The following is a 12,820-nucleotide window of genomic DNA, read 5'->3' as shown; positions in this document are numbered from 1 at the left end:
ATGCCAATAACCGATCGGCTCACGAATGCCCTCAACGCTGTTGTCGAGGATCTGGTGATTCTTTGCGAGTCACTCGATGTTCGCTACGTGAACTACAGCAGCCACGGTCTCTTTGTAGTTGCACCTGACCATCACTGGAGCGAGCGCACGTCAAGCCAGCAGCACGAGCACCTTGGGCTGATGCGTCGTTACAGGCAGGTCGCCGAGCTGATCTCTGTTTTGATCAAAGGCGCGCCGCCGGATTTGGCCCAGCAACTGGAGGATGCGGACAAAGAGTTTCTGACATGGCTGGAACTCGGCTCAAACTGGTCGCTCACGTCCAACAAGAAAAGTAATGAAACGGAAATGCGCAAGGCCGCCGACGGCCTGCATGCCGTCGTCTCGGTTCTAGCGGCCGGACGGCGAGACAAGCTTGTTCTCATCCCCGATACCAACTCGCTGATCGCCAGCGCCGATCCGATCGCCTATCGAAGCATTTCTGCGGGAAGGGCTTTCGAGTTCGTCTTATTGCCAACGGTGCTTGCGGAACTCGACCAGCTCAAGATACTGCACCGGAACCAGGACGTTCGCGAAAAAGCGAAGAAGGTCATCACCCGTATCAAGGGCTGGCGCGCCCAAGGCCCACTATTGAACGGGGTTGTCGTCGACAAGACGATCAGGGTGCGCGCAGTTCACGCGGAACCCAAAATCGCAGAGAGTTTGTCATGGCTCGATGCAGACAATGCCGACGATCGCATCGTTGCCAGTGTGCTCCAGCTCCAGTCGGCCTTTCCATCAGACCATGTGATTCTGGTGACTGGCGACATCAACCTCCAGAACAAGGCTGATGCGGCGATGATCGAAACCACGGAGATTGAGATCGACAATGAAAACTGACTGCAGGGACGCAGCCCATTAGCGACACGGATTTATTGCCCTGCAATCTGGCGCATTCAAAGGGCACTCGGCATGCCATATGTCGACAAGACGGCACAAGCACTTTTCGCGCTCCATGAAAAAGGCTTCCTCAAGGACATCGATTTCAAGGAGCCCGTAACTCGTTTCATCCGAAACGCGTCGGAGACCAATCACTGGAATCTCACGACGCACTTTCAGTCTCAGGCGGCGGCCGCTCGCATTCGGGAGTCCGCGCCAAAAACCAGGGCACAATACCAGAGCTCCTGCAAGACTCAGCTCGCGCATGAACACGTCATACTCGACGCGTTCGTCTACAAGATGATCTGTGCGGAGCCGAATGTCACGTTTGAGTATCTGCAGACAACTCTGCGCCAATTCGGCCTACGAGCCACCCTCACGCGTGAGGAGGATGCGCAGTACCTTTCTCGCAATGGTCTCCGAAGCGGGATGCCTGACTGCTTCTTTGACCCGCACCACAAGTTCTACCGAGATCCGCTGGCGCGCTACAAGGTTTCGGACCTGTTCCCACTGCTCATCGCGCGCCAAGGTGAGACCTGGTGGCCCTGACAAGCCGCAATCCTGGAGCCTGCTGTGAAAGGTCCGGTCGTCGCTGCAAGCGCCCTGACCTTCCGCATGAGGAGGCCGAGTCAGCTGGACACTGATCGCATCGGCGCGGACTCCCCGTTCTCAGTTATCGACAATGTGGCTTATGAGGAACTCATTCCCATCTCGCCTTCTTTGCATGGGGCCAGCCGCGCTTGTCGGCTTTGCAGTGGTAGCCGTACTGCGGCTATCGCGTTCCAATGATCGCTATTCCTCGATCTTGGGTCATTCACTGGGTAGAAAGCGGAGTTCGTGCTGAGGATGGCGCACGGTGCCCTCCACTGAGAACTGCCTCGGCCGGGTTACTTGACCAGGTAACTGGTGTCGAACTCCGAGTCCTCCTTGAAGGGGTCTACTAGGTACCGAATCTCTCCGACGTCACGTGGCACCTTTTCAAGGTGCTCGAGGTGCGCATTGATCTGCCCGCATTGCTGGGCGTCCAAATAGAACCGCCGTTTGTCGAGCCAGTTCATCGAAGAGTGGTAACTGTCCACGTCTGATGCCGCAAACTCCTTGATGTGACTTTCTACCTGTTTGCGACTCACACGAGGGCACAGATTCGGAAAGACGTCGATGGTTCGATCGTCAGACACGACGATAGCGAGCCTTCGAGCGGGGCCGGAGCGGACATAGCGGACCGCGGAATTGAAGCGTGACCCTCTGGAAGGGGTGCATTGGTCATTGGCTGGTCCGTCCAGGATGACGCCGATGGCGTGGCAGTTTGCGTGCGGATCCAGCAGGATGGTGCCGTCAATGGAACTCACTTGCCGCAGGACGTTCACGGATAGCTTCATCGGCGCGATCCCTGTTCCCTGACGCATCAGTCGATCAGCTTCTGCCTCAGCATCGTCCGCCACGACGATCATGCTTCCGTGACCCAGGCGCGAGGCAGCAATGAAGAGTTGCCAGAGCTGCTCTCGGTCGGCGTCCGTCGACTGTGGGAACAGACGTTCGAGGCTGCTGGTCAAGGTATCCTTTTCCAAGGCCTCGCGGGGGAGGGACGGCGACCCATAGTCGCATCGGAGCAGGGCCAAATCACCGCAGCGGAGCTCCCACGTGTAGTGGTCCAGAAACTCAACCATGAACACGTCCTGGTCGCTCGGGTTGTACGAGGACAGCAGACGGCCAAGGCCGTAGACGTACTCGGAATCGGCGATGAGAAGAACGTCCGGGGATGCCAGTTGCAGGACTTTTCGTGTCCAGCGCGGCTCGCGAAACGGCACCGGATCGCGAAAGCGCAGCAGATACTCGACATTGGTATTTTCAGGGTTCGCCAGAAGCATTCGCCCGATGCCCTTGGTTCCTTCGTAGAGAAGCGACGAAATGAGGTTGAGGCGCATGAATGGATCCGTCGAGATATACCTCGGCGAGATTGCCAACCCTGGCGTGTCGAGGAAACGATTCGCCGCGATGCGGACGATCTCGTCCGCGCGGCGGATCTCACCAAACATGAATCGACCGGGCTCAGGGCGCTCGAGCTCGCTGGTTGCTTCTTTCAGAACGGTCGCCAACGCAGCGTCAATCAAGCTTCGGTAGCCGGTCTGACCCCACTCGTTTCTGGGCGGTCGCTCATCTAGTCGCGGAAACTGTTTGAAGAGCGACTCGGGCACCTGAATGATTGGTACGACGTAGTATTCCCCCACCAATCGAGAAGCGCCGCAGAAGGACTTGACGTCCTGCTCAACGTCGTATGAGAGGAGGGCACGATGGACAGCGGTTGTAGTGGAATCTCGTCGCATCCACTCTGGTTTGTCGCGATTACTGGGTTCATCGCCGTAACACATGTTCTGCAGCGGATGATTCGCATAGACCTCTTCGACGGCTTCAAGCAGTCCATCGAACAGTGAAAGCTTCCAGCGCCCCTTCTCGGGATCCACGCAAACTGGATGGGAAACGTTGTTGCTTGGTCGACGAACGCCGACAAGAAGCGCTTTCGCCTCGACGGTGGCCCCCAATTCCTTCAATACATCCCGCGCAAGGTGCTCGATGCTCACCTGGTAGCTTTGCTGATAGGGAAACATGAACAAGTCGATGGTGTATCGCTTCATGAGCTCAATCACATTTCGGTTCGAATCACCAACCTTTCCACAGGGCCACTATTCCCTGCAGGAAGGTCGTGCACTGCGTGCTCCTCCACGTCACATCCGGACTACCTTCGAGCAACGGATACTGCTCATTGGCGCACAGGAAGGTTGAGCGATCGGCTTCGTAGAGCCAGTTGACGCAGGCCACTGTCGAATTGACATAGTTCGTGCCGAAACAGTCGTTCGGGACGTTGTAGAGCAACCCTTCGAGGTAGTAAGAAGGGGCGATGCCCGTCTCGATGTAGCCATCCTCGATCATCTTCTGACGAGCATTCTTGAAAATCCGCACGATGTGCTTAAACCATTCATTCGTCTGCTGGTTCTTCGTGGTCAAGTTCGCGCGGTGCTGCTGCGGATAGTTGATAACCCGCGTGCCGTCGGCCTTGTGAAAACTGATGCCCAGGACATAGCTGTTTTGGTCGACCTGATCGGACACGTACCAGAGGTACCGTCGGTGCTGGATGGCGATAAGCACGTCGGTCTTACGTCGGTTGTGCAAGGCTTCGATCGCGACCGCCTTTTTGCCGGGCATGACCGCATCGCCGAACCGGCTTCTTAGGGCTGCCAACACGTCAGCCTGGAAGTGGACATGCGTGTACTCGGCGGCACCATGGACCGCCGTGAAGGCGGCCCGCTGTTCGGCCGGCAGGGCCGTTGTGTCGTAAGTAAAGATGGAGTCCAGGCGGATCACGACATCGACATCACTTTCCCGGAAGATATTTGTGTCGTTGCCGTATGACCCCTGCAAGAAGATCTCGTAGCTCTTCCCGTGAAATCCGGTGTTCGGCGCCTCGAGCGCCAACCTCACCGTGTTGTATGTGTCCCTTGAAGTGACCTGAGCGCCGATGTTGGCCATCGCAGCCAGGTCTTGTTCCGGAATAGGCATGACTCTCCTCAGGTAAAGAGCTGCCCGAGCTGCTGCTCGTGCTTGCCAAAGGACTCGATCCCTCGCCGATAGAGCAGCTTCAACTTGTCAAGGTTGTGCTCCATCAGGTCGGCCGCCATGTCCGGCGAAGTGAAGCTGTCGTTGATGCGGATCATGGGCACGTCCTTGCACAGGAGTTCTGCCAGCTGTTCGATGGAGTGGGTATTGATCCCCAGCGTCTTGTGCAGTAGCCGAACCAGGAAGAAGCGCTCGATGGCCCACTTGTGCCAGTAGCGCGGCGGTTCTGGATAGTTGCCAACGCCTACGCTCACTACCCGAAGGTCGGCATTGGCGCAGCCCAGCGCCTTTGTCGCATCCAAGATGGCGTAGAGGGTCGGGTTGTTTGCGCAGTAGCCACCGTCAATGAGCTCGACCGCGCCGTTGGTGGTCTGGACAATCTTGCGGTTGAAGATGGGGTAAGCGGAACAAGAGGCGACTACAGCGTCCGCCACCGTAGCCCCGAAGCCAGGCTCAAATGTGCCCTTGCTGCCATGCGCCTGACCCACATGCGCCTTGAAGACCATCGGCTTCTCTTCAAGCCAGCGGGCGGCAACGATGCCGACTCCTGTCTTCATGTCCGCGAATGTCACGTCTTTGAATACGCGATCAGCTAGGGCTTGGAGCGCCGCAGACCGCTTCGCCTTGCCGCCCGTACTCATCAGCGGTGGAACTTCCGCCTCGTAGAGCGTGCGAATCTCGTCGACACGGTAGCCCAGCGCCAGCAGCGTCCCGATGATAGAACCGGTGCTCGTGCCGAAGATGAGATCGAAGTGCTCACATAGAGGGCGGTGCCCGAGCATTCCCTCGAGCTGCTTCAAAACGCCCAAGGTGTAGAACCCCTTGGCGCCTCCCCCGTCCAAGCTGAGAAGCCGGACCGGCTTGCGATCGGTAGTGTCATCTGGCATGACGGCAAATGTAACAACATACCCAGAGGTCCTCGACGAAGTCTGCCCTTTGCCCTCGCGGGGTTCAGCTCATCGCTGCCCGAAGCGCGTAGGCGTTCATGAACCGTGACACAGCCGGTCGAGTTTGAGTGGCTGGTGGCGTAAGTGCACTGAGCGAAGGGTGCTGCTCCTAAATGACCGCTGAGTGTGGATGGCGATGCGCCGATGCTGCCGGAGTTGCTGGCGCAGATTCCTGCGGACGAACAACTGCATTCGGTGAGCGCCGACGGTGCCTATGACACCAAAGCGTGCCACGAGGCTATCGCCAGTCGGCAGGCCGCGGCGATCATCCCCACACGCAAGAACGCCAAGCCTTGGGCGGATGCCAAAGCTGGGGCGCAGGCAAGAAACGAGATCCTGAGGGCGACGCGCAAGCTGGGCCGTTCAATCTGGAAGAAGTGGAGCGACTATCACCGCCGCAGCCTGGTGGAGACCAAGATGGGGTGCTTCGAGAGACTGGGCGAGCGCGTGATGGCACGGGACTTCCAGAGGCAGGTGACCGAGCTACAGGTACGGGCATCGATCCTCAACAGGTTCACCCGTCTGGGAACGCCTGAGACTGTGCGCGTGGCATAGCTGCGTCTGGGGTAAGGAGAGGCTCGCCCTGAATTCGGGTTATGCAACAGCGCCCATCCTAGATGCGGATGCCGAGCGGCGGCAAGAAGGCCCTGGCCGGGCGCTTTCTCGCCGCCGGCGAACGATCAGGCCAGACGCAGACGGCTGCGCGACGCGATGTCGACCAGCCACGGATTCTTCGCCAGATGGGCTTCGGAAAAGCGACGGATCTGCGGCTCTTTCTGCAGCGTCAGTCCGATCACGTCCAGGTTCTTCAGGAACATTTCACGGTGCCGCGTCGACAGGGCGAAACGCCACTCGCCGCCGGGACTGCGCAAGGTCATCCGTTCGATGTCCACGTCGATCCGCGTCGAAGGCGATTGCTCGACCTCGTCCATCAGCTGCGCGACGGCTTCGCGCGATAACATCACCAGCAGGAGCCGGTTGTTCATCGCATTGGAATAGAAGATCTCTCCGAAGCTCGGTGCGATCACGGCCCGAATGCCGGACTGCTGCAGCGACCACACGGCGTGCTCACGGCTGGAGCCGCAGCCGAAGTTCGCACCGCCGATCAGCATTCCGGCGCCGGCGTACTCGGGCCGGTTGAGCACGAAGCCCGGTTTCGGCGCGCCTTGCGCATCGAAGCGCAGATCGTGGAGCAGGGCCTTGGCGAGGCCGGACTTGTCGATGCCTGTCAGGAACTGCTTCGGAACGATCTGGTCGGTGTCCAGGTTCTCGATACGGATGGCAGCCCCCCGGGACTGGATGCGTGTGTGGTCGTTCATGGCAGGGAGAGCTTTCGTACGTCGGTGATGCGGCCCGTGATGGCGGCCGCGGCGGCCATGGCGGGGCTCATCAGGTGCGTGATCGCGCCGCGGCCCTGGCGCCCTTCGAAGTTCCGGTTAGTGGTCGACGCACAGCGCACGCCCGGGGCCAGCACGTCGTCGTTCATGGCCAGGCACATCGAGCAGCCCGGATTGCGCCACTCGAAACCTGCGTCAACGAGCAGCTTCGCGATGCCCTCGGCCTCCGCCTGATGCTTCACCGCGCCCGACCCGGGCACGACCATGGCGCGCACGCCCGGAGCCACAACCCGGCCTTTGACAACTTCCGCGACACTGCGCAGGTCCTCGATGCGCCCATTGGTGCACGAGCCGATGAATACGTGCTGCACAGGCGTGCCCTCTATCGCGGCCCCGGCCGCCAGGCCGGTGTACGAGAGGGCCTGTTCAGTCGATCGGCGCAGCGCTTCGTCTGCGCAACTGCCCGGTTCGGGAATGTGCCCGTTCACCGCGATCACCTGGTCGGGACTGGTGCCCCACGTGACGTGCGGCGCCACGTCGTCCGCGCAGAACGCGTGCTCAACATCGAACACCGCGCCCTCCTCGCTGCGCAGGCCCTTCCAGGCTTCCAGCGCCGAATCCCGGTGGATGCCCGCGACCTCGGGCGCGTGGCGCATCACATAGTCCAGCGCCTTCCGATCAGGCGCGATGAGCGCGCCGCGCGCGCCGGCTTCCACCCCCATGTTGCACAAGGTGAAGCGTGCCTCGATGGACAGTGCATCGATGGCGCCACCGCAGAACTCGACGACGAACCCCCGCGCACCCTGGGCGCCGATGTGGCCGATGATCATCAGGATCAGGTCCTTCGCGCTCGTGCCGGTCGGCAGCGTGCCGTCGACGCGGATGCGCATCTGCCGCGCTAGCCGGTACACGAGCGTCTGGGTCGCCAGCACATGCTCGACCTCCGAGGTGCCGATGCCGAACCCCAATGCACCCAGCGCGCCATAGGTGGTCGTGTGACTGTCGCCGCAGATGACGACCATGCCCGGCAGGACCATGCCGTGTTCCGGCGCGACGACGTGCTCGATCCCCTGCAGCGCGTCGTTCGTGTCGAACAAGGGAATACCGAAGTGGTCGCAGTTGCGCTTGAGGTTGCTCGCCTGTAGCGCCGACGCCGGATCGGCGATCACGCGCCAACGCTTGTCTGCATGCGTCGGGATGATGTGGCTCACAACGGCGACGTTCTGCCCGGGCATCGCGACGCCGCGGCCCTGTTCGTACAGCCCGGCGAACGCCTGCGGACTGGTGTACTCGTTCATGAGGTGCAGGTCGCACCACAGCAGGACGTTCTCGTCGTCGAGCGTGCACACAGCATGGGAGTCGACCAGTTGCCGGTAGAGGGTGCGTGGGGAATTCATTCTTGTCCTGTCTTGCATGGCCGTTGAGCGGACGCGGGTCACTCCGCCGTGATGCCTCGCTCCTTGATCAGCTTGGCCCACACCGGGAGTTCGCGCTCCACCCGCGCGCGGGCTTCGGCCGGCGTGGAAGGCGTGGGATCGAAGCCTTCTCGGGTCATGCGCTGGGCTAGGGCCGGCGTCGCGAGGGCCTTGTTGAGCGATTCGTTGAGCTTCGCGATGATCGGCGCGGGTGTGCCGGCCGGCGCGAAGACGATGAACCAGGTCTCGAACGCGTAGCCGGGCAGGCCCGCCTCGGCGATCGTGGGCACGTTCGGCAACAGCGAGGAGCGCCTGGACCCCGTCACGCCGAGCGCGCGCAGCTTGCCGCCCTGGATCTGCGGCTGTGCGGCCGACAGCACCGGGAAGCTCATGTCGACCTGGCCCGCGATGGTGTCGACCAGCGCGGGACCGCCGCCGCGGTACGGCACGTGCACGATGGAGACGCCGCCGACCGCCTTGAACAGCTCGGCTGCCATGTGGAAGGTGCTGCCCGGCCCTGCGGAGCCATAGGTCATCTTCTCGGGTGCGGCTTTGGCCTTGGCGAGGAGCTCCTTCACGTCCTTGGCCGGCAGCGCGTTGTTCACAACCAGCACGTGCTGCGAGCTGGCCACCATGCCGATCGGCGCGAGGTCCTTCAGCGTGTCGTAGGGCATCTTGTACAGCGCCGGGTTGATCGCCAGCGACACGGTCTGCAGGCCGATGGTGTAGCCGTCCGCCGGCGCCTTGGCGACGTTGTCGACGCCGATGTTGCCGCCCGCGCCGGCCTTGTTGTCGATGATGACCGTGCCGCCCAGGGCCTTGCCCCACTGCTCGCCGATCAGGCGCGCGGCGATGTCGGCGCTTCCACCAGGCGCGTAGGGCACGACCAGCTTGATCGGACGGTCGGGGTACTTCTGCGCGTGCGCGCTGGAACCGAAGGCCAGGGCGGCGAGGAAGGCGGCTGTGAGTGCGCGGCGTTTCATGGGGGGTGTCTCCTGTGTGTTGGCAAATCTCGGCGAGATGCTAATAATTAACTTTCTACCGACCAATACTTTCGAAGTAACTTCTTAATGTCGCCAAAGTTATGAATCGAGCGGACGGCTTTTCGGATCTGGCTTTTTTTGCCACGGTGATGCGTTGCGGCAGCCTGGCGGCGGCTGCGCAGGAGATGGGCGTGACGGCGCCTTCCGTCAGCAAGCGGTTGGCCGCGGTCGAAGAGCGTCTTGGTGTGCGGCTGCTGCAGCGCACGACCCGACGCATGAGCCTGACGCCGGAAGGCGAGCGCTACTGGGTGGACGGCGCGGCCGTGCTCGCCGAGCTGGAATCGCTGGAACGCAGCATCGCCGGCAGCAAGGCCACGCCGCAGGGCCTGCTGAAGGTGAGCGCCACCCTGGGTTTCGGCCGCAAGTTCATCGCGCCTGCGCTGGCACGGTTCGCCAAGCTATATCCGGCCGTCGAAGTGCAGCTGCACCTGAGCGACAAGGTCATGAATCTTGTAGAGCAAGGCTTCGACCTGGGCATCCGTTTCGGCGAGTTGCCCGATGCCCGGATCACGGCGCGGCTGCTCGCGCGCAACCGCCGCATGCTCTGCGCCGCGCCTGCCTACCTCCAGGGCGAAGGGGTGCCGCTCACGCCGCGCGAACTGCTGACGCACCGCTGCATCTTCATCCGCGAGAGCGACGAGACCTTCGGCACCTGGCATCTGAGCAACGGATCACGACAGGAGGCCGTCAAGGTGCGCGGCGCCCTCAGCACCAACGACGGCGAGTCCGCGCTGGGCTGGGCCATCGAGGGGCACGGCATCCTGATGCGCTCGCAGTGGGACGCCGCCGCCGCGCTGAACGCGGGCCTGCTCGTGCCCGTGCTGCCGGAGTGGAAACTGCCGCCCGCCGACATCTACATCGTGTTCCCGACCCGGGACCATCTCTCGGCGAAGAGCCGGGCCCTGATCGACTTCCTCCTGGGCGAGTTCGCACCGCATCGCCGCGAGCGGTCGGGCCTGACCGGCACCTGGTAGCCCCACGCTATCCCCGTGCGGCGGCCCATTCCGCGAAGCGCTGCTGGTTCTTCTCGTCCGGCGGGTACAGCCCCGGCAAGACCGCGCCTGTCTCGACCTCGCCCATGATCCAGGTCTCCAGGCGCTCCTGCGCCAGCGCGGCCTCCACCACCATGTCGAGCATCGCGGCGGGAATCAGTACGGCGCCGTCGTCGTCGGCGACCACCACGTCGTTCGGGAAGACGGCCACGCCGCCGCAGTCGATCGACTCCTGCCAACCGACGAAGGTCAGGCCCGCCACCGACGGCGGCGCCGCCGTGCCCTGGGCCCACACGGGCAGGCCCGTGCCAAGCACACCCGCCAGGTCGCGCACCACGCCGTCGGTCACCAGGCCCGCCACGCCGCGCTTGAGCATGCGGGCGCACAGGATGTCGCCGTAGATACCGGCGTCGGTGACACCCATGGCGCCGACCACCGCGATGCAGCCCGCAGGCATGGCCTCGATGGCTGCGCGAGTGGAGATCGGCGAGGCCCACGCGGCGGGCGTCGCCAGGTCTTCGCGCGCCGGCACGAAGCGCAGCGTGAAGGCGCGGCCCACACGGCGCGGCTGCCCCGGCACGAGCGGACGGGTGCCGCGCATCCACACGTTGCGCAGGCCGTGCTTGAGCAGCACGGTGGTGAGCGTCGCGGTGGAAACCGCGGCCAATGCATCGACCACGGCAGGGTCGAGCGGAAGGGATTCGATGTTCGTCATGAGAGAAGAAAACTCCAGGAAAGCAGTCAGACGCTGGCAATCAACCCGCCGTCGATGCGCAGGGTCGAGCCGGTGATGTAGCCCGCGCGCGGGCTGGCAAGAAAGGCGACCGCATCGGCGTACTCGCGCGGTTCGCCGTAGCGCCCCAGCGGGATCGACCCGGTGCTCTCGGCCGACACGGCCTCGACCGTGCGGCCTTCGCGCTCGGCCTTCTGCGTATCGAGAAAGCGGATGCGCTGCGTGGCGATGCGCCCCGGCAGCACGACGTTGCAGGTCACGCCGTCGCGGCCCACTTCGCGCGCCAGCGTCTTCGACCAGCCCACCAGCGACAGGCGCAGCGCGTTGGACAGCCCAAGGTTTGCGATCGGCGCCACCACGCCGGACGACGCGCTGGTGATCACGCGGCCGAAGCCGCGTGCGCGCATGCCGGGCAACGCGCGATCGGTGATGGCGATCACCGACAGCACCATCGCTTCGAAGTGGCGACGCCACAGGTCCAGCGCCTGGCCGTGCGCGGTGGTCGGCGGCGGGCCGCCCGTGTTGTTGACGAGGATGTCCACCGGGCCCAGTGCGCGTTCGATGTGCGCCATGCGTTCGTCGATGCAATCCAGGTCGGCCAGGTCCCACGCCACGTCGAGGGCGCGACCGCCGGCCGCGGTGATGGCCGTGGCGGTCGTCGCGGCGGCCTGTGCGTCGCGGTCGACCACGGCGACCTGTGCGCCCTCTGCCGCCAGGGCCATCGCGATCGCGCCGCCCAGGCCGCCGCCGCCGCCCATCACGAGGGCCGTACGGCCCTTCAGTTGCAGGTCCATGCGTCGGCCTCTTTCACGAATCGGCCGAGATCTTGCGATCCCGGATGAGCTGCGCCCACTTGCGCTGCTCGGTGTGGATGTAGGCCGCGAAGGCCTGGGGCGTGCCACCGCCCTCCTCGGCGCCGAACTCGGCCAGCCGCGCCGCCACCTCGGGCTGCGCCAGCACCTTGTTCAGGTCGGCGTTGAAGCGGCGCACCAGCGCGGGCGGCATCGCGGCCGGCGCGACCACGCCGAACCAGATGCTGGCCTCGAAGCCGGGAAAGCCCGACTCGGCCAGCGTCGGCACCTGCGGCAAGGCGCTCGCGCGCCGCGCACCGGTCTGCGCCAGCGCCACCGCCTTGCCGTCCTTGACCAGCCCCATCGCGGTCGTCATGCCCTCGAAGGCGAACTTCACATGGCCGCCCAGCAGGTCGGTGACCATCGGGGCCGAGCCCTTGTAGGGCACATGCAGCACCTGCACGCCGGCGCGCTGCTCGAACAGCGCCAGCGCCAGGTGCTGCGCCGACCCGGCCCCGGCCGAGCCGAAGCTCACGAGCCCCGGGTGCGCACGGCACGCCGCGAGCAAACCCGCCAGCGTGGGCGCGGGCGAGTCGCGCGAGGCGAGCAGCACCTGCGGCGTCTTGCCGACCAGCACGACGGGCGCGAAGTCGCGCTCGGCCGAGTAGGCCATCCGCGGGTACAGGCCCGGCGCGATGCCCAGTGCGTTGATGTGTCCCATCAGCAGCGTGTTGCCGTCGGGCGCGGCCTTGGCCACCTCGCCGGTGGCGATCATGCCGGCGGCGCCGGCCTTGTTCTCCACCACCACCGGCAGGCCCCACAGCGCGGCCAGCTTGGCCGACAGGATGCGCGCCAGGATGTCGGTGCCGCCGCCGGCCGGAAAGCCGACGACGAGGCGCACCGGCCCGCGCGGCAGCGCGGCCTCGGCGACCTGGCCGGAGGCCTGCAGCGCGGGCAGCGCCGCCGCCGCGCCAAGCCAGCCGATGAGTTGACGACGTCTCAGTCTCATGATGTTCTGTCTCCGTTCTTTTTTCT

Annotated in this window: 12 protein-coding genes and 1 pseudogene; 4 read left to right on the top strand and 9 right to left on the bottom strand. The window is 63.8% G+C overall.

Annotation, left to right across the window (positions count from 1 at the left end; genetic code table 11):
• Both AC3WQM_RS06315 and AC3WQM_RS06310 read left to right on the top strand, forming a co-directional pair.
• The gene (locus tag AC3WQM_RS06315) at positions 1-876 is read left to right on the top strand and encodes a PIN domain-containing protein (protein ID WP_492677364.1); all 876 of its coding nucleotides are present in this window, start codon (positions 1-3) and stop codon (positions 874-876) included.
• 72 nt (positions 877-948) lie between these two features.
• Complete coding sequence (locus tag AC3WQM_RS06310; protein ID WP_492677363.1) at positions 949-1,464, top strand: hypothetical protein; 516 nt, start codon at positions 949-951, stop codon at positions 1,462-1,464.
• A 338-nt stretch (positions 1,465-1,802) separates the two neighbouring features.
• Here AC3WQM_RS06310 and AC3WQM_RS06305 read toward each other — a convergent pair whose 3' ends face one another.
• The 3 genes from AC3WQM_RS06305 to AC3WQM_RS06295 are packed head-to-tail and all read right to left on the bottom strand — an operon-like array spanning position 1,803 to position 5,414.
• Positions 1,803-3,548 (bottom strand): anti-phage protein, encoded by a 1,746-nt coding sequence (locus tag AC3WQM_RS06305; protein WP_492677362.1) that lies wholly within the window; start codon positions 3,546-3,548, stop codon positions 1,803-1,805.
• 25 nt (positions 3,549-3,573) lie between these two features.
• Positions 3,574-4,470: an anti-phage nucleotidyltransferase gene (locus AC3WQM_RS06300; protein ID WP_492677361.1), complete on the bottom strand. Its 897-nt coding sequence runs from the start codon at positions 4,468-4,470 to the stop codon at positions 3,574-3,576.
• An 8-nt stretch (positions 4,471-4,478) separates the two neighbouring features.
• Positions 4,479-5,414: an anti-phage phospholipase gene (locus AC3WQM_RS06295; protein ID WP_492677360.1), complete on the bottom strand. Its 936-nt coding sequence runs from the start codon at positions 5,412-5,414 to the stop codon at positions 4,479-4,481.
• Between the two features lie 192 nt (positions 5,415-5,606).
• Here AC3WQM_RS06295 and AC3WQM_RS06290 point away from each other — a divergent pair.
• A pseudogene (locus AC3WQM_RS06290) lies at positions 5,607-6,029 on the top strand (IS5 family transposase); the annotation flags it as partial.
• Positions 6,030-6,154: 125 nt separating this feature from the next.
• Here AC3WQM_RS06290 and leuD read toward each other — a convergent pair.
• From leuD to AC3WQM_RS06275, 3 genes are read right to left on the bottom strand one after another with little or no spacing between them, the layout of a single operon-like run.
• Positions 6,155-6,793 (bottom strand): 3-isopropylmalate dehydratase small subunit, encoded by a 639-nt coding sequence (gene leuD / locus AC3WQM_RS06285; RefSeq protein WP_492677359.1) that lies wholly within the window; start codon positions 6,791-6,793, stop codon positions 6,155-6,157.
• Positions 6,790-8,208 carry a 3-isopropylmalate dehydratase large subunit gene (leuC, locus tag AC3WQM_RS06280; protein ID WP_492677358.1) on the bottom strand — a complete coding sequence of 473 codons (1,419 nt, stop codon included), beginning with the start codon at positions 8,206-8,208 and terminating at the stop codon, positions 6,790-6,792. Before leuC ends, leuD begins: the two co-directional genes overlap by 4 nt.
• 38 nt (positions 8,209-8,246) lie before the next feature.
• Positions 8,247-9,209, bottom strand: a complete 963-nt coding sequence (locus tag AC3WQM_RS06275; RefSeq protein WP_492677357.1) for a tripartite tricarboxylate transporter substrate binding protein — start codon at positions 9,207-9,209, stop codon at positions 8,247-8,249.
• Between the two features lie 101 nt (positions 9,210-9,310).
• Here AC3WQM_RS06275 and AC3WQM_RS06270 point away from each other — a divergent pair, with 101 nt between their 5' ends.
• Positions 9,311-10,243 carry a LysR family transcriptional regulator gene (locus AC3WQM_RS06270; RefSeq protein WP_492677356.1) on the top strand — a complete coding sequence of 311 codons (933 nt, stop codon included), beginning with the start codon at positions 9,311-9,313 and terminating at the stop codon, positions 10,241-10,243.
• Between the two features lie 7 nt (positions 10,244-10,250).
• On the opposite strand, the gene AC3WQM_RS06265 is transcribed toward AC3WQM_RS06270, so the two are convergent.
• The 3 genes from AC3WQM_RS06265 to AC3WQM_RS06255 are packed head-to-tail and all read right to left on the bottom strand — an operon-like array spanning position 10,251 to position 12,788.
• Entirely contained in the window at positions 10,251-10,976 is a 726-nt protein-coding gene (locus AC3WQM_RS06265; protein ID WP_492677355.1) for a ribonuclease activity regulator RraA, read from the bottom strand.
• 26 nt (positions 10,977-11,002) lie between these two features.
• The gene (locus AC3WQM_RS06260; RefSeq protein WP_492677354.1) at positions 11,003-11,788 is read right to left on the bottom strand and encodes an SDR family oxidoreductase; all 786 of its coding nucleotides are present in this window, start codon (positions 11,786-11,788) and stop codon (positions 11,003-11,005) included.
• Between the two features lie 13 nt (positions 11,789-11,801).
• Complete coding sequence (locus AC3WQM_RS06255; protein WP_492677932.1) at positions 11,802-12,788, bottom strand: tripartite tricarboxylate transporter substrate binding protein; 987 nt, start codon at positions 12,786-12,788, stop codon at positions 11,802-11,804.
• Positions 12,789-12,820: the final 32 nt, after the last annotated feature.

This window comes from Variovorax sp. FW301-JW7 (genome assembly GCF_058788795.1).
This window is presented reverse-complemented; position numbering and strand designations above follow the sequence as displayed.

Coding starts and splice junctions, on each gene's coding strand:
- AC3WQM_RS06295 (WP_492677360.1), bottom strand. CDS start 5,414: ATGCCAGATGACACTACCGATCGCAAGCCGGTCCGGCTTCTCAGCTTG.
- AC3WQM_RS06265 (WP_492677355.1), bottom strand. CDS start 10,976: ATGACGAACATCGAATCCCTTCCGCTCGACCCTGCCGTGGTCGATGCA.
- AC3WQM_RS06260 (WP_492677354.1), bottom strand. CDS start 11,788: ATGGACCTGCAACTGAAGGGCCGTACGGCCCTCGTGATGGGCGGCGGC.
- AC3WQM_RS06270 (WP_492677356.1), top strand. CDS start 9,311: ATGAATCGAGCGGACGGCTTTTCGGATCTGGCTTTTTTTGCCACGGTG.
- AC3WQM_RS06310 (WP_492677363.1), top strand. CDS start 949: ATGCCATATGTCGACAAGACGGCACAAGCACTTTTCGCGCTCCATGAA.
- AC3WQM_RS06275 (WP_492677357.1), bottom strand. CDS start 9,209: ATGAAACGCCGCGCACTCACAGCCGCCTTCCTCGCCGCCCTGGCCTTC.
- leuC (WP_492677358.1), bottom strand. CDS start 8,208: ATGAATTCCCCACGCACCCTCTACCGGCAACTGGTCGACTCCCATGCT.
- leuD (WP_492677359.1), bottom strand. CDS start 6,793: ATGAACGACCACACACGCATCCAGTCCCGGGGGGCTGCCATCCGTATC.
- AC3WQM_RS06315 (WP_492677364.1), top strand. CDS start 1: ATGCCAATAACCGATCGGCTCACGAATGCCCTCAACGCTGTTGTCGAG.
- AC3WQM_RS06305 (WP_492677362.1), bottom strand. CDS start 3,548: ATGAAGCGATACACCATCGACTTGTTCATGTTTCCCTATCAGCAAAGC.
- AC3WQM_RS06300 (WP_492677361.1), bottom strand. CDS start 4,470: ATGCCTATTCCGGAACAAGACCTGGCTGCGATGGCCAACATCGGCGCT.